Source organism: Corynebacterium mustelae, from assembly GCF_001020985.1.
Classification (GTDB): Bacteria; Actinomycetota; Actinomycetes; order Mycobacteriales; family Mycobacteriaceae; genus Corynebacterium; species Corynebacterium mustelae.
The window spans coordinates 2131521-2154410 of the sequence record NZ_CP011542.1 but is presented as its reverse complement, the minus strand read 5'-3'; the positions used below and the strand labels follow the sequence as shown (position 1 = coordinate 2154410).

Below are 22890 nucleotides of genomic sequence, written 5' to 3'. Positions count from 1 at the left end.
AAAAACGCTTATGGAGTGCAGCTTTTCCGCACTTGTCAAGGCTCTTACCGCCTCGTCCACGGACCCCACCAACTCCAACACCCGAGAAGATAACCTATGGCAACCATCAATTTTTACAGCACCCAGGACGAGTACGGATTCCTCTCCAACTTCGCCGCCTACCCTTTCACCCTCAAAGGCGTGACCTGGTGCACCTCCGAACACTATTTTCAGGCCATGAAATTCGCCAACCCCACAATCCAGCGCGAAATCCGCATCTGCCCCTCACCCATGGCGGCGGCACGCGCTGGGCGGGATAGGAAGAAACCGCTGCGTAAAGACTGGGAGAAGGTGAAAGATTCCATCATGTACGACGCGGTGTGGGCGAAGTTTAGCCAAAACCCTGACATTGCCGAACGCCTCCTCGCCACGGGTGATCAGAAGCTGGTGGAGCACACTGCCAACGATTCCTATTGGGGTGACGGCGGCGATGGGAGTGGCCGCAACATGCTGGGCAAGATTTTGGAGAAAGTCCGTGACCGACTTAGCGAAGAACAGGGTGCGACATGGAACTAAGTAAGAAAATTAGGGCCGCGTTCACTGCCTTTGCTCAGATCGGCTGGAAGAATCAGCCCCGCGATCAAGCCCCCACCCTCGCGTTGGGCACGCTGGAGCAGCAGAAAATTATTGTGGCGGGGGCGCTCACAGGGGAACGCGAGCACTGGTACGCAGGTGAGCCCGTGGATAACCCGCGACGGCTACGCCACGACATGCTGCAACTGTGCGCCCTACGCTCCGAGGTGACTCCACCGCAGGCGGTGAAGCTTCTGCGCCAACTTTCGGTGCTGGATTGGGATGTTATTGCAGGCTGTCTCGAATCGAAACCACAGGTTTTCACCAGTGAGGTGATGGGCGCCCTGGCCGCTACCCGTGGTGAGTTTGGTGCGAAGGAACGTCGCCTAGCGGTGCGGTGGGCCCTTGCTAACGGCACTGCTTTCACCCCTGAGGCGTATCTGCGGCAATGGGCCGAAGTCGCGGTGAGGGTGCTGTTCACGCAGGAAAGGCAGGATAATCCTCAAGACCCTGAGCGGGAGGAAATCCTCCCCACTATGCGTGAACACCTAGAAACGGCGCGGCGTGAGGGGCTGGCAGCCGAGGGTGATCTGGGGAAAGTTCTCGGCTTTGCGGCCAGCGAGCAGGTTGTGGCGCGGGACTTCGCTTTGTCTTGGGTGGTGGAATCGGTGGGGGTGGTGTCGAAACCACTCCAGCGCAAGAACTGCGTTGCCCTTCTTGTAGAGGAGCTGAACATCACCGATGAGGAATTAAAAGCGCACGCGCCTGGCCTGTGCGCTGCGGTGGTGGGTGCGAATAAGCAGCTCATTGATGCTCTCGCCCCGCGCCTAGTGGGGGTGTTGGTGGGGCGGGAGAAGGCGGAGTGTGTGCTCGTGGCCCTGTATCACGGTACGGCGAAAACACAGGCGGCGATCCTTACGCTGCTGAAAAACTCTGAGAATCTTTCTGCTGAGTCGGTGGCGGAGCTTGGTCCGCGCGTTGCTGAGCTTGCGGCGGCGTCGAATGTGAAGGTGTCGAAGCAGGCCACCCAGATTCTTGAGCGCTGGGGGAGCGCAGGCGATCCCACCCAGCCGGTTGCGCGGGAATTTGAGTGGGTTGCGGTGCCTGATCTGTGGGTGATGCCTCGGTTTGAAAAAGGGGAGGTGAGTGTTGCGGAGCTGGGTGAGGTACTGCGGGAGGTTCCTTGGGATTTCTGCGCCCGCAACATTCACGACCACGCCACAGAACGTTTCGTGGCGCTTGCCGTTGAACTGGCATGGAATGATTATGAGGCGGCGTTGCGGGTGTTGCCGCATTCCACGTCGAAACGCGGAGTAACCCGTGTTAACCTGCCTGGTCGTGGCGATCGCAGCGGGAAGGGCAATCCCTTAGCGGAGCGTCTTTTCGAGGCGTCGGCCGCCATTGGCGCGATTCCGTGTCTGCTATCCGAGCCGTCCTTTGTGGACTTGAGCGTGAGCGTGCCGGACCTGCGCACCCGCCTTCAGCGCTACGTTGACGCTCACGCCCGGGTTGTCCCAGCCGACTTGTTCCTCGCGTTGTGTCGGCTCAGGGTTGAAGCTTCTGACAGTGAGGTTCCCATTTCTCACCTGAGCGTTGAACTCCCCGAGGGGGAGGTAAACGTTGCACAGCTGGTGAATCAGGCAATGGAGAACCCAGTGACAGATGCGCAGCGTCTGCCGGAACATCTGCGACGTTTCGGATACGAGGTGACTGCGGCGTTTCAGGCGGTGGTCCCGCAGCTTGAGTGGGGTATCCCAAGCATGTTGAAGCCACCCGCGTTAGGGAGGTATGCGATGCAGTTTATAAGTCGCCGAATCCCGTTAAACCCCGAGCAAATGATGCAGCTAATTGCGGCGTTGAAGAGTGGCGACCCTTCCGTGGTGGAGGCGGTGGATTTAGCTTTTCGACGCGGACTCCTCCTCCCCTCAACCATCGAGGCTTCCTGGTGGCCGGAGCGGAGCTTCAATAAAGTTGCGGGGATTCTTCAAGACCTTGCCGAACACGGCTTATTGGTGCTGGTGTGGCCGATGTGCGACAGTTTCCTCCTCACTGCCTCCTCCCAACCCCGCCCACCACAGGGGCTTTCTGCTGTTGCAGAACTCATGGTGGAGTTGTGCCCTAATGTGCTTCGCGCCGTGAAATCTAAGGATGTACCACACACCGTGGTGGAAAACCTGCTGGGTGTTGCTGCCTATGCAGACCAGAGGGGCTCCTCAAAGGTGGTGCTAGCGGCACAAGCGGTGCGTGAGCAATTGGAAAAAACGAAACCGTGACTCCAAAAACACATCGCTATTCTCTACGGACTCTTCGTTTATTTTGTGGCGATGGAGAAAATTCTCCTTGCGTCCCTTTCTGTCGTGGTGCTCGTTGTTGGTGCGACCGTGTTGGGATTTTTCGCAAAGCCTGATGATGACAACCCTAAAATGCCGCTGTGGGGCTTCGCCCCTGTTACTGTGTGCCACCAAGCAATGCGGCTGTGATTCCCATTGGGTTCATCACAGGGCTACTGACTTACGTGGTAGCTAGGAGAGATATTGGTAGAGCTTCTCGCACAGTGAAAGGTCCTGGGTGATCTCAAATAGACCGTTGAGAATATAGCTTGTGTACGAATCCTGGAGTGTTTCGGGAATGTTATTGCTGAGGAAGTCTATGTCTGCACACCAACATGCTTCTATCGCACAGTGGTAACCGTGTGGATCATCTTTTTGGTTGGGGACACACGTGCTTTCGTAGCGAGACCACTCCTCACGTAAATCCTCTGCTGAAAAATTCCCTGCAACAAAAGCACGGGCGCACGCCACAAGGTGCCGCATCTGATCAGGATGTGGGGCGATGGGGGCGATTTCATTTTCAAGGAAGCGAAAGAAATTGGACAGAAACTTCCCGTAATCATCCAGGATGGGTGAGTCTTCAATCGCATCTTCAAGAGCAATGAACCGAGCGAATACATCCTTCATGAGGAGCCTTTCAATGGTGCGTCGTCCTGCCTTACGGCGCATTTCTGCGGGAAGTGATGCTGGTCTTTGGCAGCAACTCGACCTCCGTGCGGTTTAGCGGTTAGTTTCGTGGCTTCGGGGATGTAAAAGTCGAGTTGAGTTAATTCCGGCGTGCCAGCTGTGTGTCCAGCTTGAGAAAACTCGGCTAGTCCACGGAGCATGGGTGATTGTTGGGTCTTGCGTCGCATAACCTGCTGCAAGGCGGCTACACGGCGCAGGTTGTGAAGACAGCTCGACCTTTGTGTGGTTTAGAGGTCGGTTTCCTAGCCTAGAGGACATAAGAGTCGAGTTGGGGAGTTGCTGCAGCGCAAACTGCTGCTTCTGCAGTGGGGAATATGGAGATTGGTTCCGGGAAACTAGTGTGGGAGGATCATATCTAGACTGCTAAAACCCCAGTTCAATACGCTAGGAGCTCAGCGAATCATCCGCTTTACGGTATAGAAGATTGGGCGTGCTTTTAGGTCAGATGGTGTCATGCGGAAAGACTGCTCGCCTGTAAATAGTTGGCGGTAGATTCTGATAACGTATTCCTAGCTTGTGTGCCAGTGAATGAGGGTGCGCCGGAGTTTTTCGAGCTGGGCTGGGATCGGGTCGATTGTAGCGACTATGAAATTGAAGGTTCGCAAAGACGGACGGGGAACAAAAACTCGTAAAGTTTTTCTAAACTTGGGCGCTCATGTTAGCCCCATTTGTTTCAATGGAGCCATGTCTTACGATTTCATTCTTTTCAGTCCTGACCGTGACGCAAACAACCAGGTAGTGGTGGATAACCGTGTTTTCTCACTCAACGAGCAATTGATGCGGCGCTATTCCTGCACGTCGACAACATCTTCACCTGAGTTGGATGTGCTTGTGGATAAGATCAACCACGACGTCGAAAAGCTTCCAGGCTTGGAGGGGGCAAGTGTGGAAGGTGACCGGATCATCCGCGTCAACACAACCATCCAGGCCCAAGAACGTGCTTTGGAATATCTGATGGACATCGCGCTGGCGAATGGGCTGGGGTTAGCGGAAGTTTCCGACGATTTTGTGGTTTTCTACGGCGACGAAAACCCCAATTTTGAGATTCAAATCGCGCGGCGAGGAAAGTATCCGGCAGTGTCAGCAGCTGCCCTTGAGGCCACGTGCACCTATATTTTGGATACGGAAACCACGAACTTTTTTCTGGTGGTGGAAGATAAAAACGACGAACAGCGTTTCGCCCAAGCGGCTAACATGTTGCTGCGACCACCCCACGAGGACGAATGGCGGATTGAATATCGCGACGGGGAAAACGCTGACCTGGTTGGCACGTACGTCACCGGTGGAGCACAAGTCGCTAAGTTTATTAGCCAGTGGATGGCGGGCGATAAAAGGTACCTAGAACTAGATTGGGAAAAGGTTGTACTTGGCGACGCCTAGCATTGTGAACATAGGAGGGCCACTTTCGTTGGATTTTTGCCGAAATTGTCTAGAATGGGTGAGCTCTTACCTAGGGCAATTGTGTTCTTTGCGGGGTACGTCGACAAGCGAAACTATGAGTATTGCCAAAACCCGAAGGTGAAATCCTCGCCCCGGCGATACACGTACAGCGATCCATAGATGAGGGGATACTGGTCGAGGAGCTGCTCGTCACAGTAGCCGTCTTCGTCGAAGCAGGCGAAAAACTCCCACCCGTCTGACTCAAGCGGATCTGTGTAGTATCCCTCTTCCTGAATCAAGGTTGGTTCGTCGCCGACTGTAAGAATCGGCGTGCGTTCCGCGTCAGCTGGCATTGGGTGCAGCCACGCCTGACGCAAAACAGGACTCGTGCCGTCATCGGCCAGCAACTGGAAGTCCGTGTGCTCCGACTGCTCAGTAAAAGGATGGCGAAACACTTTCCCGCCGTTGCTTGGTTAAATGTTGTGTTCAATCCGGTAATCGAAATCTTGGGCAAGGAAAACGGAGAGCGCATCGTGATCATCGAGGGCGAAAGTGAAAAGGAAGCCGTACGTGGCTTGATCACCCTGCAGGAGGTCGGTGCGAGTGTCGAACCACGCTGGGGGATTACCGCCCACCCACCCCAGTGGTGAGGGGGTAGACATATCTGCACGGAAAGATTGCGTGGTGGTCATGGGGGATATTTTAGCCTGGGCTAGTAGCACGCCTAAGCTTTTCGACGACCTCCTTAGCGCGGATGAGAACCTTCGCCTTCCCTTTCCGCGTGGCGAGTGCATGCAGCCCCGGAAGTGAACGCGCCGAATCGGGGGTTGCGGGGAGGAAATAGTCGATCGCGTCAACCGCATCAATGAGCCCGCGCGGGAGCACCTCAGCTAAAGCTGCGCGGCCAACAAGCTGGTCGAGCACATCCCACACCACAGCGAGTATTCCTTCTTCGGCAAGCTCTTTCAATGCTGCGACGAGAGCCGGAATGTGGGTGAGCTCCTCGTCATCCTCATCGAGAAAAGCGACATCCGCCACCCCAGGAATGAGCAGGCCGCAACGCCACGCATCGGTGACCGCCTGGTGAAGATTGGGGTCGGGGGTGCGCTGCACCCCGAGGAGATTCACCGCGGCACGCGGGCCCAAGGGCGATTTTTGCCGTGAGCAGTCTAACGCGGTAGCTACTACCGTGCGGTGGCGTTCGGTTGTCCAAAACAGGTTATTTACCAGTGAATCACCGAAGGTGGGAAGCCATGAGTGCTTCAGCTCGGCATAAAGCGGTTGCCCGAAAAACTGGGTGAAAGGCTCGAAGGCGGGGATCGAGTCCAGCGGAAGGGGCGCGGGGTGCTGGTTTGGTTTCCACGCGGCGAGATTTTCAGATACGGGGTGGCGCAGATACTCCGCTACAAGTGTCCCCACATCAAGCCGCGACCCATCGGGGAGGGTGAGTGTGAGGGGGAGCGTGGTGGCGGTGTCGATAAGCTGCGTGAGCTCGGCGGCATCAACGATTGTGGTGTCCGTGCGTAGCAGTGCACGCAGCAGATCAGCGGGGTAGATGATGGCGGATTCGTCGTGGTAGCGGCGCAACCGGGAAAGCAGGTCGCGAGGGTCGATGCGGAAATCAATCCACGTTGGCTCAGAGAGCAGGCACGGCAACTGGTCGAGCACCGCCGTGATCCCAGCATCCCTGTCGAGATACGTGTAGGCTGAGGGCGCCGGCGGTGAATACGTTGTGCCCTGCACCCACCCGACCAGCGAAAACGGCCACAGATTGGTACTTGTACCCACCAGTACCCGGCGCGCGGCCTCCTTGTTCGCGTGGGCGAAACACAGAACTTGTTCCGACTCCAGCGAACCCACACGAGAATTTTTAGGGTCGGTGATGATTGCCCAGTCGTGGTGCAGGTCGTCGATGGTCATGCGTGAGATGTCGAAGCGGGGTACCTCCCACAGTGGTGGGGTGTTTTGCCAGAGGTTTGTTGGGTTAGTCTTGGGCTCCGGTTCGGTTGCGTCCATGCCCCAACTGTCGAGTACCCGGCGCGCGGCGGTGTTAATCTGCGGGTCGTTGATTGAGGCTAGTTCGAGCACACGAGGGCGGAGTTGTTCGTGGCTGGGAGTTGTAATCAGAATGTTAAGCGCTGCGATTTGGTGTTTTTGGGCGGGGGTGTAGAGTGCGGCTAGTGCTAGTTCTGGGTATTCGGGCAGGTGGTGGAAGGGTAAGAGGGGGAGGATGAGGTGTTGAACAATGGGGGCTTCGATGCTGGGGAGGGTTGTGATCTGTGGGGCGAACGCGGTGAGTTCTTGTGGGGTGATGCGTAGTTGATCTGTAAGAACTGAAACCCACGCCTTTCGGTCGCTTGCTTTGATTGCGTGGCTGAGCCCTTCCCATGCGGCGTGGATGGCGTCGTCCCTAGTAAGCCAACCTGCCCGCAGTGCGCCTGTTGCTGGAATGCCGAGGTGAAGCGCTAGGTGGAGGTGTTCGGTGAATCTGGTTGCAAACAATTCGACGGGGTTGTCTGCTATCAGCAACGCCCAGTCGCGCAGGTACTCCACATTTTCTGGTGGGGGAGCATCAAGTTTCAGCATTGCAGTGACCACAGTCGCCCCGAATGCACCAAGCTCGTTGCGCCTGAGGCGGTGTTGTGGGCGGCACGCGACCTGACAGAAGGCACGCGTATATTCTGTACCCTGTTCTACCAGGGCTAAGCACAGGATCGCCGGTGGGGTTTCCGATAGGAGGGGGAGGGTGTTGCGTGGGTTGACCCGCAAGCGGACGGCGAGGATTCCCAGTGCGGGGGCTGGGTGCGAAATGCGGGTTTTCTCAAGGTAATTCCGCGCCCGATCTTGCTGCTTAAGGCTGCCTAGAGTCAGGTGAAGGGCATCGTCGACGCTTACTTCCAGCCATTCGTGGGGAATACTCACTACGGTTGTCCCATCTGGTTGTTGAAAAAAGTGTGCAGTTGCTGCGCTTTGGTTTTCGCAGCGCACTTCTTGCTCATTGCGGCGAGTGTGTCGAGGCTGTCCCACTCTGTCGCCGGGATGTGTCCGCGCCGGGTGGCTTCGGCGAGGATGGGGGCGTGTTCGCAGGCGAAGGTGAGCACGCGTGCGGCCCACACCGGTGGGGTGGTGCAGGCTGCGGCGTGTGTGAGGGCGACGGTTATTACTGGCCACAACCAGGGGAGGGTTTCGGGATTGCCGGTGATCGCTTTTAGGCACATATCGGGGCGAAAGTCGGGGAAGTGCAACAGTTGCTCCACGAAGATGCGTATGGAGGTAGCCCCGCACAACTGGTTTCGGTAATGACGCCACGGGTTATCGGTTGCACCTAACCCCAGTTGTGCGAGCAGCACGAGGGAGACAAACGGTGGGCTGTCGTTTGATTGTGTGGTGGATTTGCGTGCCCAGGGGCTGAAAAGAACCTGCGTGCCGTCGGTATACAGCGAACCCTTGCGTCCCTGCTTCAGACACGTGAGACTGGTGGGGTTGCATTGGGCAACAGTGATGGGGTGCTCAATCCCCGGCACGGTGAGTGTGATTTCTTCCTGCGGGTTGCGTGTGTAGGCACTGATCCGCACCCCATCATCCGTGTGGGGTTTCGTTCCGGCACTGGTCGGCCAGATCCGTTCGAAACGTTCACCCGCTTCTTGCTTGTCGACGCGGCCACCGGTGGGCACATCCGCGGCGGGCAGTTGCGCCACAACTTGCTGGGCTAACCGAACCGCCTCGGATTTCCCAGCCCGTTGGGCAAACAGCCGCAGGCCAGGTAGCGTGCGGGCCTCGTTGGGGACGGTGGGAAGATAGTATTCGCAGGCTGTGACGATCTCGAGTGTGCCTGCCGGAAGACGCTGCATCGTAGCGATGCGGCCAAGAAGCTGGTCGAACACATCCCACACCACAGCGAGCATTCCTTTATCGGCAAGCTCTCGTAGGGCGGTGACTAGAGGCGGGATCTGGCTGAGTTCAGCACCCCAATCAAGCTGCCCCACATCCGACACCCCAGGTATCAGAAGGCCACGGCGCCACGTGTTAGTCACCGCCTTGTGAAGTAGCTGGGCAGTCTCAGGGTCGGTGGCGCGTTGAACCGCGAGAAGATTCATGGCAACACGGGGACTCAACGGCTTGGCACGCCGTGAGCACTCTATCGCCATGGCGACCATCACGGGGTTTTTGCCATTTCGCCACACCAAACTCCGGAAAACACCATCACCAAAATTGGGTAGGTAGAAAGGAAGAGGCTTGCACCGCAGCTCCTGGCCGAAATAAGCCACCACATCGTCAAACGCAGGAGAAGAGAGCGGGATGAGGTTATTGAAAACATCAGGCTTGAGATCGCTAGGCTTTTCCGAGACTGGATTCTGGAAATACTCAGCAACAATTCTTCCTGCCGAAACAACGCAATCCTCGGCTACCGTGACGGTTAAGGTGAGCGCGGTGGCGGCGTCGATAAGCAACATAAGCTCGGTGGGGGACACCGCGGACACATCGGTGCGCAGCAACGCTTGGAAAAATCGGGTGGGAAAATGGTTGCCTGCGTGGCTTCGTAGCAGCAAAGCCTGTCTAATAAATCGCCTGGGTGGATGCGGAAATCCACCCAGGTTGGCTCCGACAGCAGCAACGGCAGATCGTCGAGGACACTGGTGATTAAATGATTGCGATCACACAGCGTGAACGCCGTAAACTCCTCCTGCTGCGGGGGATCGTCTTGAGCCCAAGACACCAGAGAGTACGGCCACAACTCATCGGCGGTGCCGCTCAATATTTGCCGCAACACCTGCTTATCCGACTTCGCCAACCGGTGGGCGAAACACACAACCCGCTCCGCCTCAAGCGAAAAACTCCGCGGATGGTTGCCGCCATAAACCACAGCCCAATCGTGGCGGAGATCCTCGAGAGTCATCGCGGAAACATCGAAACGGGGAACCTCCCACACCGGCGGGGTGGGCTGCCACACGCCATCGGGGCAGGTAGGGCTAGGTTCAGGAGTTGACGCGGCAACACCCCACCTTTCCAACACATGCTGAGCGCAAGCAGCAACCCCCGAATCCGAATCCGCCGCCAATTCCTGCACCCGCGCCACCGCCTCCGGCGCACACTCATCCGCAATACAGTTGAGCACAGCCTTGAGCTGCTTCTTTGTCCGCACGTACAGCGCATTGAGCACCAGCGTGCTGCGCTCCGCCACACTTTTTTGGCGCAACAGAGGCACAATCAAGTGCGCCACCACCGCATTTTCACCCGGCGGAAGGGACGCGACTTGGGCAGCGTGGGCGCAAAGCTCCGTGGCGGACACCCCAAGATCACTGGTGAGCGCCTTAATCCATGCCTTCCTATCGCCCGGGCGCGTGGCGGTATTAAGCCCTGACCATACCAGCGCACACGCCTCATCCCTCGTTAGCCAACCATGAACCACCGCAGTCTTTGGCAACGTGCACAATGCCCCCATAGCAGGAACCCCCAGCGCAACAGCCTGAGAAAAATACTCGCGAAACATCGCTCCAGGAAAAAGCAGGGGATTGCGGGCAATGAGGATGGACCAGTCGCGGAAAAACTCAACATTATCCGGCGGGGGACACGACAACTCGACTGCCGCCATCACAGCCATCTCGCCGAAATCACTCAGCTCGTGGGTGCGCACCCGAAACTGGAGTCTGCACGCGGCGGCGATGAAACCACGTACATACTTTTCACCCCGTTCAACCAGCGCCCTTGCTGCCGTTTTCGCTGGGTGTGGTGGCAAAAGCTCCACCACCTTGTTAGGGTGCACCCCCAACCTGATTGCAAGAATCCCCAGCGTGAGGTCGGGTTCCGTGAGCTTTTCCAGCAACACCTTCGCCTGTTTTTGGTGCTCAGCTTCACCGAGCGGTGCGGTGGCCGCCTCGGACGCGGTGACACTCTCCCAGCCGATGAGTGCGCGGATTGTTGTGGGGTTGGGGTTCATTGTGAGCAAATTCCTTCGTGCTATGTGGCAGGGGTGTCGACCATGTGTAAATCAATGTGGTAGCTCACAAGATCCCCGTCGGCGCTAAACCCAGCCAACACTGGGTAGAATCCGTCGCCCCAACCGGAGAAACTCATCACCACATTCTCCCCACCTGTGACGAATGGTAGCGGGACGTTGGCAACGGAATGTGCGTAGTGGTCAGGGTTTTCTAAAAGACTGAACCAGCTATCTGGTTGGTGGTGGTCGGTTAAAGTATCGACAAAATCGATGTCGTTTTCTTCAATATGCTTCTTCATGGATTCCGCCGCGATCCTATCCACGAAAGCCACAATTCCTGCATCCACGCCCACACCAAATACCCACTCTTCGTCCGCGGCCTTGTCTTGGTCAACGTTAAGGGGCGTTGCGTCCTCGAATCGGACGGCTGGGTCATCGCTGAAAACAACACTGAGGTATGCAACACGCGGGTCCGGTTCTTTGTTTTCCGTAGTGTGCGCCACGGTGGCGAGTACCGTGAACTCGCCCTTCGGGGCGGAGTAGTAGCCAGCATCGCCGAGGGAAACAAACGGATCGCAGGCTTCGATCAGCCCAGATGTGAGAAGGACTTTCCCAACAGGTATCTGCTCAAGCCGGTAAGTGGCACCCATAACCGTGTCGGCGGCACGGTCGGCGTAGGCGTAGCATGGTCTTTCCCTCATAACAGTAGAAGATAGCAGCGCACACGTGACCGCTACGGCGTAAATCAATAGGAGTTAACTAAGTTTTTGGTGCGCTTTCCTCACCAACCCCTTGAATGGGCCAATCGGGAAAACTGGAAGCTCAAGCAGATACTCTTTTACTTGTGTCTTGAGGAACTCCTGTGAGAAGAATCTGATCACGGATGATCTCGTTGAGAAAACCTCAGTGCTCAAGCATTCATAGTGTTAACCTTGCGCAAGGAAATGTCTAAAAAGGAACGGTACCGTGGCAAAAGATAACGAAAAAGCTCTCCACTACGAACTCACCAGTGAGACAAAACTCAACTCAGAGGGAGTTCAGCTTTTTCGCATTCGCGCCACCCGGGATATTCCTGCTCATGATGTGAAGAAGGGGGATGTTGGTGGTTGGGTGAGTTCCACTCATGTGTCTTCCGATAAACCGCGGATTGGGAAGAATGCGTGGGTTGCTGAAGATGCCGAAGCGTGGGAAAACGCTCGGATCACAGGACACGCCTATGTTGGTGGCGAAGCCCGTGCGTGCGGGAAGGCGCGGATCAAGGGGCATGCCACAGTTGGTGAGTGTGCATTGGTGGCAGGACGTGCTCTTGTGGCGGGGAAAACCAAAGTGTGGGGTGATGCTGTGATCGACGGCCATGCCCGTATTCGTGGGGAATCGTTCATCAGTGAAGGCGCATGGGTTTCTGGGCACGCTCGTGTGGAGGATTCAACTGTGCAGGATTCCTCAATTTTCGGCCGTGCCGTGGTCAAAGAAAGCAGGTGTGGTGCGAAGGCACGGATTTCTGGGAATGCCTTTGTTCACGGCACTGTTGTGGACTTTGCGTGCCTTTCTAAAAATGCTCACGTTGAGTCTTGCGAGGATTTTATTCTCCTTGGGCCGTTTGGGAAACAGGCACATCACGTCACCGCTTTCCAGACCGAGGGTTGGGCGGATAGAGCAGCGGAAACTGAAACGGTATTGAGAGAAATCATGATGGACCCCATCAATTGCCAGCTTGTGTACGCCGCGCATCGGGCGTTACAGGCACGGATCAGGCGTTCGGCGTCTAAGTAACACGAGGTCTTTTCTTGCGGTGAAAGTGAACACGGCTATTCTTGAAGCGCAGGAATGCGGATTGAGCATGGAAAACACATTGATGGGAAAAGCTAGGTGACCCGGCTAAATCTGCGGAATTACCTCTTTGGAAAAGAGGATCTTTCTTGTATTTTCCAAGATTATCCACCGAAATGTTTCGAGCCTGCAATAGAAAGCTATAGTTTGTGCTTTTCCACAACCTCCCGGGCGCGGCGAACAGCTTTCGCATTCCCTTTCCTTGCTGCTAGTGCGTGGAGGCCAGGTAAAATACGTGCCTCGTTGGGTACATGGGGGAGATACTCATCGACAGCATCCACAGTAAGGATCAGATTGGGGTGCAGTGGATAAAGCGCGGCCTGCCCCAAGCGTTGATCGAAAATGTCCCACACAACGGACAACATTCCCAGCTCGACAAGTTCTTTCAGTCGGGTGACCTCGGCGGGAACACTGTGGTGGATATTGCCTTCCTTTAGGTGATCAAGCCGCGCAACGTTCGGGTGAATCAGCCCCCGCGACCACGCGCCCTGGATAGCCTGAACAATCGCTGCGGCGACACTCTCTTTTTCCGGGATACACAACAAGAGGTTGATCAGCTGCGCCGAATCCAACGGTGCGGGCTGATGGGCAAGCCACCACGCCGTCTTAAGCATGCGCTCATGATCCTCGTTAAAGCCTTGCAGGTTATCGAGCACCGCGTGGGGCATCAGTGGGAAAACCTCAGGTAGAAGCGGCAGTTTCTCCTTCGTGATCAGTGTGAAGCGCAAGGATTCTCGCCCTACACCAGAAGGCTCAGCCACTGGTTGCGCGGGGTAGTTGGCTAGGAACTCGGCGAGGGTGATGGGGGCGGGCGTGTTGTCGTCGAAAAGCACAGGCACAGTAAGAGCCGCACAACGCCGCGCCCAGTCGCCGGGAATCCTTGTGACGTCGAGCCGTAGGAGAGCGCGCTGGAAATCCGCGACCCGCGCGGGGATATTGTGCTGTTGAAAAAGCTCAAGGCGGGTGAGCAGGTCGGCGGGGTCGATGCGGAAATCCACCCAGGTAGGCCGCGACAAGGCGCACGGAATGGTGCCCAAATCCCGCACAATTGCGGCCGCGTGATCGGCCCCATTCGTGGAATCCGGCGCGCACAATGATCCCTTCGTCCACCTGTTGAGCACGGGAAAATCCCGCGCTGACACCCCGCTGACCGCGCGTTTGGCCGCCGCAACATCCGAGAGTGAAAGCTCAACAAGTTGCGCAAGAACCTTCTCTACCGCCAGACAGTCTTGCGTGGCAGCCTTCAAGTTCGCCACAATCCCATCCACCGTGGCAGGGCCAGGCTCGAACCGGGGAGTCGTCCACGTTGGCGGGGTAGGAGACCACAATGGAACCACTGGTTGCGGGTGCTCTGGAGCATGCCCCACCAAATCCTTTGCAAGTGCTGCAACCTTCGCATCCCGAGACTCTGCCAACTCACGTAACTGTTCCGCATACCCAGAACGGTCATCAGTACGCAGCGCCAACGCCTGCAACACCGCAACCAGAGTCTTCCGGGAGCGCGCACAAAGCGCCGGAACCGCAAGATCAGCCGGCCTGTCAGAATCCACAACCGGCAACAGTGGAAGCGCAAACAGCGTAATCATCGGCTCCTCCACAGTCGCCACAAGCGGCACAATCTGATCAAGATGCGGCAGCATGTGCGCAGGCGAAAGCTGAAAATCCTGCACCAACAGCTGTGCCCACCGCTTCCGATTGCCCGGGCGAACCGCAGAACTCAACGCGCGGAAACACATATCGATAGCCTGCTCACGCGAAAGCACGCCATGTTTGACCGCGCCGGGCAACAGATACCCAAACGGGCTGGTGGCGGGTACGCCGTGGCGAAGGGCAGCGTGGAAGAACTCGACAAACTGGGGAAGAACCAGATCAAGGTGGGGGAGGTTTCTTGCAATGTGAAACTTCTCGGGCAGCCCCGACGGGTTGAGTACATTCGCGGCAAACAGGGCCCAATCCTTGTAAAACTCCCCCGACTCAGGTGGCGAAACAAGACCGTGAAGTACCCAATCCACCACGAAACACCCCAACCGGCTTTCCTCGTGGGTGCCCGAACGTAAGGAAGGATCGCAGGCGAAACGCACAAGTTTGTTCAAAAAATCGGGGCCGTAACCGCGAAGAATCTCCCGCACAGCATCAAGGGGAAGAGGGGAATGGATCTTCATATCAGACAAAAGCTCCGCAACCCGCATAAGGGGCATCCCCAGCCGGAGGGCAAACAGGGCTAATCTGACATCATCCACATCAACATGGATCGTGGTGCACACCGAAAAATTTTGATCCAACGAGTAGGAGCGAAACGGCCCGCTTTCTAAACCTTCCCGTGCTTGCTGTTGCTGCGTGGCGGTACCTATCGTGTGGGTTGGTGTGAGCTCAAGGGGGATTTCACCCCAGCCGAGCTGGGTAAAAATGCTGGTAGCGGTGTCAAGGTGCGGGTTCGGTGTGGTCATGGTTGTGTGAAAAACTGGTGGAGGGTTTTTGCCTTCTTTGTGGCGGCGCTCGGCTTAGGGTAACAGGTGGTGAGCGTGGCCAGCGCATCCCATTTTTCTGCTCGGATGTGGCTGGGTGTGTGGCGCTTGAGGGCATCTTGGTGGAATGCTATCGCATCGAGGACCTTGTTCAGCCACCGCGGCTGCTTCGGCAACGTGGCAGCATAGGCGACAGGTTCGGTGAGCATCGGCCACAAATGCTCGATAAACTCAGGCTTTTCGGTGAGCACATACAGTGCCTTCGCGGGGCTGAACTCTTCCAACCCCAACACTTGGTGCATGGCTGCCTCAATCCCAGGTGCACCCACAAGACCCTCTTCCACTAGGGAACTGAGCTCTTCGCGCATCGAATAAGGCTCGAACTTGGAGCACTGATACGCCACAACCACAGCAATGAAACTATCCGGAATCACCACAGGCTCATCCCCTAGGCGGTCGCGGCGCGGCGTTTCAACAATCTGTGCGCCATCCCAGTACAACCAACTCTGCTCACCCGACTTGGTGCGGAAACTTAACCGTCCCTCCTCATACAGGTAGTCGGTGGCCCAGCCGGTGAGAAATACCTCAAACGGCTGTGGATGTCCTGGTAATTGCAGAAAAACCTCATTCGCGTTCCCTGAGGAGACGAGGCTTCCGCTGTCAGGAATATGTGGGATTACATCGCGTGACCAGGAGGTTTCTGGCTTCTTCGGCTTCGAAGCTGGGGTGGTAGCACTTTCCGGAAGAGCAGATACCGCCTCCTTCGCAAACATGACTGCTTTATTTTTTGCCTTGCTTTCTGCGAGTGCGCGCAGTGCTGGCACGTGGGCGACCTCACTTGGGGCTTGGTTTTCTGTGAGGGCGTGGGTGATTGAGGGTGCGTAGTCGGCCATGGCGTGGGCGACATGGTGGATTCCGGTGAGTGGTTTCGGCTGGGTGTGGGAGTAGTTGAGGATGTGTTCCCACAGTGGCCAGCACACGGACAGCAGGCCGGCGTCGGCAAGCTCGCGAGTAGTGTCGATGAGCTGGGCCAGATGCGTTGGGGTGTTGTTGGTGCCGTCAAGGTACGCCACGTCGGCGACGTTGGGGAGGATGAGCCCGCGTCGAAAAGCTGTGATGGCGGCATCACAAGCTTTCGCTTTCGTTTCGGGTTTTCCGGCGCGGAAAAGCGCCAGCAGATTCACCGTATCCGCAGGTGACAGGGGTGTGCGGTGGTGGGCTAGGATGATGCAGTCCGTGTCGGCGTGCGCGTTGGCCTCGTCGGGGAAAATGATGAATGTCCGATCCAAGGATTCAGCATTCGGGAAGGTCAGGCCGTTGCAGTCGTGCGGCCACGCATCCTTGATTTCCTGTTCGGCGGCTGTGTCGGGGTGTTCCGGCTTGTGGTGCATGCCCGTTTCGCGCCAACACGTGGTGAGGAAAGCTGCGATGATGTCGTTTTCAGGCGCATCGTGCTTGTCGACGGCGGCAACAAGCTCGTCTTTTTCGCCTGCGGTGAGCCGGAGTCGGCAGAGCGCGAGAACCAGATCGCTCGTAAATACGGTGCAGTTTTCTGCGCGGTAGCGTTCGAGTCTGCTTAAGAAATCAGGCAACGCGAGCGAGAAATCACGCAAAGACGGCGTGGAAAGAAGGCACGGGATACGCTCGAGACGACAGATGGCGTGGTGATCCCTCGTGAAATCGTGCTGGTCATCAGGAAGAGCGCCGCGAGCCCAGCCCTGCAAAACCCCATCCCAGTGAGTATCGGCGGCAGCGCTGAGGACGCGGCGGACATCGTCGGGGTGGGTGAAAGCACGTTCCACTGCGAGAGCTAGGAATTCTTCTGAGGCAACATCGGCGATGTGATCCCACTGCCCATGTGTAAGCCGGGCGAAGCTTTCGGCGAGATCACTAGTGGACGGGGCAAACGGCGACGGCGCCCACAACGGTGGTGCGGGAATATAAGGCACGATGCTGGTTTCTGCGTTGGGTGGTGGTGTGGCAATGCCCCAGCTGGTTGTAAGTGCGGCGGCGAGTTTTTGGATGTGGGTGTTGCTGTGGCCAGTTAGCTCCGCGATTCGTGGTCCAAGGGTTGCGGTGACGTCTGGGTGCGGGGTGAGCTTTGCGAGTGTTTTCAGTACGAGGGTGAGTGCTTTGGCGGTTTTCGCGTAAAGCGCGGGCAAAGCATGGTCGGTGAGTTCCTTAAGATCTAGGTGTGGGATGAGTGGGACGGCGATGTGTTCGATGAGTGGGGTTTCGCCGGTGGCAACGGCTTGGTTTAGTTGCTGTGCGTGGGGGAGGAGTTCTTCGGGCGTTGCTTGAAGGTCGGTGGTGAGTATTTCTGTCCAGCGTTTCCGGTCGCCGGGTCGGGTGGCTAGTGTGAGTCCTTGAATGACAAGCTCTAGTGCCTTTTCGCGGGTAACCCAACCGCGGCGTAATCCCTCGCAGAATACATCGCCGAAATGCCCTGTCACTGGTACCGCATTGGTGACACCGTGGGTGACGTGTTCAACGAAACGGGGCTGAAGGATTGTGTCACAGTGCTGCTCGCAAGCCGAAGACGAATGGAAGATTCCGCAGGTGTGTTCCACCCAGTCAGTGAAGTATTGCGGTGCTTGAAGGATTGGTAGGTTTTTCTCGTGCACGCAACGCACCGCCAATTCCGCCAGCACGGAAGTTTGTTGAGCACCAAGACCACGGATTCTTTCGTAGCCGCGGTTGAGAAATTCTTCGATGAAAACCCCATCAGAAGCAGCCAGGATTGTAAACACAGTGGGTTGATCAAGGTCACGGATTGTCGAAGGTGACAACGCCCGATCGGGAACCGCCCCGACACGCAACAGGTAGAACAGGATGTTTGCCACCCAATTTTCACCAATATGCGATTGGTTTAGCCACGTCCCAGGTTTAAGGGCTTTGATGAGCAGATTCTGTTGGTCATCAGTGCCCAGCGGCAGGCGAAGAACATCGGCGGGCTGGGCGTTTGCCCACCCAAGTTCGGTGAGGGTGTCGAGGGCTTTCGTAAGTTGCGTGGACATGGTGACCAATCTCTTTCAGAGTGCACAGACGTTGTGAGGTGGTTTTCAGGGGTGGAAGAAGCAGTTGAGCTGGTCAACCTTGGTTTTAGCGGCGGATTTCTTCGTCATGGTGTGAGCAAGGGTGGAGAGTGGTTCCCATTTTTCTGCCGGGATGTGGCTGGGAGTGTGGTGCTTGAGGGTGTCTTGGTGGAAAATCACAGCATCCAAGATGGCGTTGAGCCACTTCGGTGTCGTGGGCAGTGTTGCCGCGTGCGCGAGGGGTTCGGTGAGCATTGGCCACAGGTGCTCGATATACTTCGGAGTTTTGTTGAGTAAATAGAGCGCTGTGCCAGGGTTGAAGTCGGGGAAGCGCAGAAGAGTGCGCATGGCAGTTTCGATGGCAGGCGCCCCAACATGTTTCGTATGAAGCAGCTCGGGCAGAAGGTAAAGAGCGGCGTGGCGTTCTTTGCAGGAAAGTTGCGCAAGAAGTGCGGCAACGAAACTGTCCGGAATAACAAAATCCGTCTCCACTTCATCGTCACCGTAGGTTGATCGTCCCGTTTTCATCGAGGCGGTTGCGGCATCCCAATAAATGACTTTCCAGACGTCCGCAGGTGTGCTGACCTCAAGTTTTCCGTTTTTGCTTAAAGAATCCGATCGATGGAGGTGAACCGTGAGGGGCTTGCGGAATCCTTGGGGTTTGAGCGTGAGCGGGAACAGGCTACCACCTGTTTCAGGGTTTGGAACAAAGTCCGTGTGATCGGGCGTGTTAGGTGTGATGGTGGTCGACCACGCCTGTACAGGTACGGCTGGTTTTAAGGTGGGCGCTGCCAGATTGGTGGTTGGTAAAAGCGCCACTGCTTGCTTGGCGTATTCTACCGCTTGGCTTCGTGCAGTACTTGCTGCAAGGGCCCGAAGCGCTGGTGCCTGTGCAGCCTCACCTTCTGCTTGCTTTTCGACGACCGCGTGGGCGATCGAGGGCGCATAGTCGGCCATGGCGCGGGCAACGTGGTGGATGCCGGTGAGTGGTTTGGGGAGGTTGCGGGAGTAGTCGAGAATGTAGTCCCACAGTGGCCAGCACACGGAAAGCAGGCCAGCGTCGGCAAGTTCACGGGTAATATCCGTCAGCTTGGCAAGGGTTGCTGGGGGTTTACCGTCCCAAGTGAAAAACTCCTCGTCGGCCACGCTGAGGTCTTTTAACCCCCGCGTGAACACGTTGAATGCGGCTTGAAGCGAGGTGAACCAAATTTCGGCATTGCCATCGCGGTAGAGGACCAGCAGGTTCTTCACTATGGCCGGATCGAATGGCGGTACCTCCGTGTAAGGGACGAACACGGTATCGCCAGCAAGTCCCGCTGTTACAGAGACGTTCCGGCTGGTGGCGTCGCCGTGACTGGAAGTCTCCAGGAACTGTGGACCAAGGGTTTGGGTGGTTTCTGGGGTGGGGTTGATATTCGCGAAGGTTTTCTGCAGAAGGGACAGCGTTTTTGCGGTTTTGGTGGTGGATTTCTGTTTCGTGGTGTGGGCAAGGGCGGACAGTGGTTCCCATTTTTCTGCCGAGATGTGGCTGGGCGTGTGGTGCTTGAGGGTGTCTTGGTGGAAAATCACAGCATCCAAAATGGCGTTGAGCCACTTCGGTGTTGTAGGCAGTGTTGCGGCGTGCGCGAGGGGTTCGGTGAGCATCGGCCACAGGTACTCAATTAATTCCGGTTTTTCATTCAGCAGGGCAAGAGCCTTCCCCGGATTGAAGTCGGGGAAGCGAAGAAGCTTCCGCATTGCTGCTTCAATAGCTGGCGACCCGATATGCGCAGACCGGAATAGTCTTGGTAGCTGCCGTTTCGCTTGGTAGCGATCACCAGAAGAGAGGTGAGCAAGCATGACTGCGACAAAGCTGTCGGGAACCACAAATGGAACGTGTTCCTTGTGCGCGGTGGGATCTGGCAAGTCGAAGTAGGCGTCAGTTCTTTCCTCGGCCACAAGCGAAGCGGTTTCGGAATCCCAGAAGAGGTAATTCCACACATCGTCTGGTGTGGTGACTTGAAGTTTTCCTGTGGTGCAGAAATCGATGCTGGTGTCGTATTGGGTAGTGAGCGGTTGTTCAAAACCCGAAGGTTTCACAGTGATGGGGTAGAGACCACCTGTTTCAGGGTTCGGGATAAATTCTGTGACATCTGGTGTGTTGGGAATGATTGTGGCGGACCAAGTTACTGGCTGTGTTGTGGATGCTGGTTGAGCTGCGGAATCCTTTGTGAGCACGGGCAGGTGTTGCACCGCTTCCTTGGCATAGGTGACTGCTTTATTTTTTGCTTTACTTTCTGCGAGTGCACGTAGTGCTGGTACCTGCGCAACCTCAACTTCTGCTTGGTTTTCTGTGAGGGCGTGGTTGATTGAGGGTGCGTAGTCGGCCATGGCGTGGGCAACATGGTGGATTCCGGTGAGTGGTTTCGGCTGGGTGTGGGAGTAGTTGAGGATGTGTTCCCACAGTGGCCAGCACACGGATAGTAGGCCGGCGTCGGCAAGCTCGCGAGTAGTGTCGACGAGCTGGGCCAGATGCGTTGGGGGATGGTCGCGCCAGTCTAAGTGTTTGATATCGGCAACATTGGGGCGGAGTAAACCCCTGGTGAAGGCGGTGACAGCTGCGTTGAACGCGCGTTCTTTTGTCGCGGGATTCCCTGCACGATACAGGGACAGGAGGTTCATGGACATGCCAGGTTCAAGCGGTGAACGGCGGTAAGAAAGCTGATCACAATAGCGGTCTACGTTAGAATTCGCTTCGTCGGCGAAGATGAAAGCTGTTGCTACAACATCGCCGAACAGTGGGAAACTACTCAGATAACCACCGCCGAGTTCTTTATCGCCACCGAAGAATTCGGGAAATTGCCACAACGTTTCGGGGATTGGGATTGTTGTCTCCGCGTAGTCATCGCGATAAGACAAACCAGGATCGACGAACGGATCGGCGATATAAGCGGCGAGTACTTCACCCACCGTATAAGACACGTCTTTCCGCGCCGAGACGGAAATAGGGATGCTGAACTTTCTCAAGATTTCTTGCGTCGCGGGGATGTCGATGCCTGAAACGTCTAGGCGTGTGATTGCCAACTCTAAGTCGGAGGCAATTGCCTTCGCCCCAGACTCAACGTAACGCTCAAGCCGCTCGAGCAGGTCGGGGACAAGGATGCTGCGGTCCACGAAAGAGGGGCGTGCCAGAAGGCACGGGATCTTTCCTAGCCGTGACAAGGGGCCGAAGTAGTTTCCGTGAAACTCCCTCAATCTTTCATTGATTTTCTTTCCCGTTACCCAAGTGTAAATAAGCCCTTTCTCGTCGCGTTCGGTGACACCGCTGAGCGTACGTCGAGTTTCTTCGGGATTGCTGTATGCGCCCTCAACAATGAGGTGGATAAGTTCTTCACTGGCAAGAGTGCTGTTAAATGGATCATCAAGATCGCCTTCCGCGAGCTTAGCTGCTAGATCTGCTGGCTTGGGTGCGAACCGCTCCACGTTCCACACTGGTGGTGCTGGGATGTATGGGGTGAAGGTGGTGTTTGGTGTCGCGTCAGCGCCTTCATCTTGAGGGACGTTCCAGCTGGTTGTAAGTGCGGCGGCGAGTTTTTGTATGGGTAGGTTTCCGTGGTAGGAAAGCTCCACGATCCGTGGCCCAAGGGTTGTGGTGACGTCCGGGTGAGGGGTGAGCTTTGCGAGTGTTTTCAATACGAGGGTGAGTGCTTTGACGGTCTTCGCATAAAGCGCAGGTAAAGCGTAATCGGTGAGTTCCGCAGCGCCTAGGTGTGGGATGAGGGGGACGGCAATCTTTTCAACGATCAGGCCCTCACCAGTAGAAACGGCTTGGTGTAGTTGCTGTGCGTGGGGGAGGAGTTCTTCCGGTGTTGCCTGGAGGTCGGTGGTGAGTATTTCTGTCCAGCGTTTCCGGTCGCCGGGTCGGGTGGCGAGTGTGAGCCCTTGAACAGCGAGGCTGAGTGCTTGGTCGTGGGCGATCCAGCCGCGATTGTGTCCTGCTGCAAAGACTGTGCTGAAAGGTCCTGTTGCGGGGGTTCCGAGTTCAACACCGAGGGTGAGGTGTTCAGCAAAACGCGATGAAAAAACCTCAACCGGAGGGGTTGGCCCATTATCCCACATGGAAACCTCGCGGGCTCCTAAAGCTAATGCGGCCAGCGCTGCCCAATCCTTGAAGTATTCGACAGTTACAGGCAGGGGCAGGTTTTTCGAGTGCACGACCTGTATGATTGTTGCGCCGAGTCTTGTGGGCTCGTGTTCACCGAACCTGATAACCCGTGAGTAGGTTTGTTGGATGATTTTTTCGGCGAAGGGCTTTTCAGCGGCTTCCAGCACGGGGAGAAGAGTTAGCTTGTCTAAGTAATCCACGGCGTCTGATGTGAACGCGCTGCTAGGGAGGAAACCGATCCGAAGCAGGTACACAAGGGCGTTCTTGCTTGAGACTTCACCGTGTTCTTTGAGCGGGTCGTCAGAACTCCAGCCTTGTCCCATCCAGGTGCCTGATTTCAGGCTGTGTTTGATAATTTTCTGCTGGTCGGCGGTGCCCAACGGAAGGGTGAGAACGTTGGCAGCATCGACATTCGCCCAGCCGAGTTTGGTGAGGATCTCAACGGCTGCTTTCAGTTGGGCAGACATGGTGCTTATTCCTTTCGTTGATGATTGTTGGGGCAGGGGGCTGGGGTGGTAATAAAACTACA

General features: G+C 56.5%; 16 protein-coding genes. 5 read left to right on the top strand and 11 right to left on the bottom strand.

Features of this window, described 5'->3' with window-relative positions:
* Positions 1-96 precede the first annotated feature (96 nt).
* Genes CMUST_RS09715 through CMUST_RS16810 form a run of 3 tightly spaced genes read left to right on the top strand, consistent with a single transcriptional unit; the run spans position 97 to position 3032 of the window.
* Positions 97-555: an NADAR family protein gene (locus CMUST_RS09715; RefSeq protein ID WP_047262349.1), complete on the top strand. Its 459-nt coding sequence runs from the start codon at positions 97-99 to the stop codon at positions 553-555.
* On the top strand, positions 546-2825 hold the full coding sequence (locus CMUST_RS09710; RefSeq protein WP_047262348.1) for a hypothetical protein: 2280 nt from the start codon (positions 546-548) through the stop codon (positions 2823-2825). The genes CMUST_RS09715 and CMUST_RS09710 overlap by 10 nt, the downstream gene beginning before the upstream one ends.
* 51 nt (positions 2826-2876) lie before the next feature.
* Positions 2877-3032, top strand: a complete 156-nt coding sequence (locus CMUST_RS16810) for a hypothetical protein (RefSeq protein WP_158408218.1) — start codon at positions 2877-2879, stop codon at positions 3030-3032.
* Positions 3033-3074: 42 nt separating this feature from the next.
* Here CMUST_RS16810 and CMUST_RS09705 read toward each other — a convergent pair whose 3' ends face one another.
* Positions 3075-3509 (bottom strand): hypothetical protein, encoded by a 435-nt coding sequence (locus CMUST_RS09705; protein WP_047262347.1) that lies wholly within the window; start codon positions 3507-3509, stop codon positions 3075-3077.
* Positions 3506-3736: a hypothetical protein gene (locus CMUST_RS16565; protein WP_144414169.1), complete on the bottom strand. Its 231-nt coding sequence runs from the start codon at positions 3734-3736 to the stop codon at positions 3506-3508. Before CMUST_RS16565 ends, CMUST_RS09705 begins: the two co-directional genes overlap by 4 nt.
* 517 nt (positions 3737-4253) lie before the next feature.
* Here CMUST_RS16565 and CMUST_RS09700 point away from each other — a divergent pair.
* Positions 4254-4949, top strand: a complete 696-nt coding sequence (locus CMUST_RS09700; RefSeq protein WP_047262346.1) for a hypothetical protein — start codon at positions 4254-4256, stop codon at positions 4947-4949.
* Between the two features lie 113 nt (positions 4950-5062).
* On the opposite strand, the gene CMUST_RS09695 is transcribed toward CMUST_RS09700, so the two are convergent.
* Genes CMUST_RS09695 through CMUST_RS09670 form a run of 6 tightly spaced genes read right to left on the bottom strand, consistent with a single transcriptional unit; the run spans position 5063 to position 11588 of the window.
* Positions 5063-5404, bottom strand: a complete 342-nt coding sequence (locus CMUST_RS09695; protein ID WP_052844633.1) for a hypothetical protein — start codon at positions 5402-5404, stop codon at positions 5063-5065.
* Positions 5405-5422: 18 nt separating this feature from the next.
* Positions 5423-5641: a hypothetical protein gene (locus CMUST_RS09690; protein ID WP_047262345.1), complete on the bottom strand. Its 219-nt coding sequence runs from the start codon at positions 5639-5641 to the stop codon at positions 5423-5425.
* Between the two features lie 10 nt (positions 5642-5651).
* Positions 5652-7871, bottom strand: a complete 2220-nt coding sequence (locus CMUST_RS09685; RefSeq protein WP_047262344.1) for a hypothetical protein — start codon at positions 7869-7871, stop codon at positions 5652-5654.
* Entirely contained in the window at positions 7871-9421 is a 1551-nt protein-coding gene (locus CMUST_RS09680) for a hypothetical protein (RefSeq protein ID WP_158408217.1), read from the bottom strand. Before CMUST_RS09680 ends, CMUST_RS09685 begins: the two co-directional genes overlap by 1 nt.
* The gene (locus CMUST_RS09675) at positions 9367-10887 is read right to left on the bottom strand and encodes a hypothetical protein (RefSeq protein WP_047262342.1); all 1521 of its coding nucleotides are present in this window, start codon (positions 10885-10887) and stop codon (positions 9367-9369) included. The genes CMUST_RS09680 and CMUST_RS09675 overlap by 55 nt, the downstream gene beginning before the upstream one ends.
* A 20-nt stretch (positions 10888-10907) precedes the next feature.
* Positions 10908-11588, bottom strand: a complete 681-nt coding sequence (locus CMUST_RS09670) for a DUF4241 domain-containing protein (RefSeq protein ID WP_047262341.1) — start codon at positions 11586-11588, stop codon at positions 10908-10910.
* A gap of 265 nt (positions 11589-11853) precedes the next feature.
* Here CMUST_RS09670 and CMUST_RS09665 point away from each other — a divergent pair, with 265 nt between their 5' ends.
* Positions 11854-12660 carry an LbetaH domain-containing protein gene (locus tag CMUST_RS09665; protein WP_047262340.1) on the top strand — a complete coding sequence of 269 codons (807 nt, stop codon included), beginning with the start codon at positions 11854-11856 and terminating at the stop codon, positions 12658-12660.
* Positions 12661-12857: 197 nt separating this feature from the next.
* Here the strand turns inward: CMUST_RS09665 and CMUST_RS09660 are convergent, their stop codons facing one another.
* From CMUST_RS09660 to CMUST_RS09650, 3 genes are read right to left on the bottom strand one after another with little or no spacing between them, the layout of a single operon-like run.
* Entirely contained in the window at positions 12858-15164 is a 2307-nt protein-coding gene (locus tag CMUST_RS09660; RefSeq protein WP_047262339.1) for a hypothetical protein, read from the bottom strand.
* The gene (locus CMUST_RS09655; RefSeq protein ID WP_047262338.1) at positions 15161-18199 is read right to left on the bottom strand and encodes a hypothetical protein; all 3039 of its coding nucleotides are present in this window, start codon (positions 18197-18199) and stop codon (positions 15161-15163) included. Before CMUST_RS09655 ends, CMUST_RS09660 begins: the two co-directional genes overlap by 4 nt.
* 45 nt (positions 18200-18244) lie before the next feature.
* Positions 18245-22828 carry a hypothetical protein gene (locus tag CMUST_RS09650; RefSeq protein ID WP_047262337.1) on the bottom strand — a complete coding sequence of 1528 codons (4584 nt, stop codon included), beginning with the start codon at positions 22826-22828 and terminating at the stop codon, positions 18245-18247.
* Positions 22829-22890 lie beyond the last annotated feature (62 nt).

Bases quoted from the DNA above. Each gene is read 5' to 3' on its own strand.
- CMUST_RS09670 (WP_047262341.1), bottom strand. From the start codon at position 11,588: ATGAGGGAAAGACCATGCTACGCCTACGCCGACCGTGCCGCCGACACG.
- CMUST_RS09700 (WP_047262346.1), top strand. From the start codon at position 4,254: ATGTCTTACGATTTCATTCTTTTCAGTCCTGACCGTGACGCAAACAAC.
- CMUST_RS09710 (WP_047262348.1), top strand. From the start codon at position 546: ATGGAACTAAGTAAGAAAATTAGGGCCGCGTTCACTGCCTTTGCTCAG.
- CMUST_RS09650 (WP_047262337.1), bottom strand. From the start codon at position 22,828: ATGTCTGCCCAACTGAAAGCAGCCGTTGAGATCCTCACCAAACTCGGC.
- CMUST_RS09705 (WP_047262347.1), bottom strand. From the start codon at position 3,509: ATGAAGGATGTATTCGCTCGGTTCATTGCTCTTGAAGATGCGATTGAA.
- CMUST_RS09675 (WP_047262342.1), bottom strand. From the start codon at position 10,887: ATGAACCCCAACCCCACAACAATCCGCGCACTCATCGGCTGGGAGAGT.
- CMUST_RS09655 (WP_047262338.1), bottom strand. From the start codon at position 18,199: ATGTCCACGCAACTTACGAAAGCCCTCGACACCCTCACCGAACTTGGG.
- CMUST_RS09690 (WP_047262345.1), bottom strand. From the start codon at position 5,641: ATGACCACCACGCAATCTTTCCGTGCAGATATGTCTACCCCCTCACCA.
- CMUST_RS09715 (WP_047262349.1), top strand. From the start codon at position 97: ATGGCAACCATCAATTTTTACAGCACCCAGGACGAGTACGGATTCCTC.
- CMUST_RS16565 (WP_144414169.1), bottom strand. From the start codon at position 3,736: ATGCGACGCAAGACCCAACAATCACCCATGCTCCGTGGACTAGCCGAG.
- CMUST_RS09660 (WP_047262339.1), bottom strand. From the start codon at position 15,164: ATGACCACACCGAACCCGCACCTTGACACCGCTACCAGCATTTTTACC.
- CMUST_RS16810 (WP_158408218.1), top strand. From the start codon at position 2,877: ATGGAGAAAATTCTCCTTGCGTCCCTTTCTGTCGTGGTGCTCGTTGTT.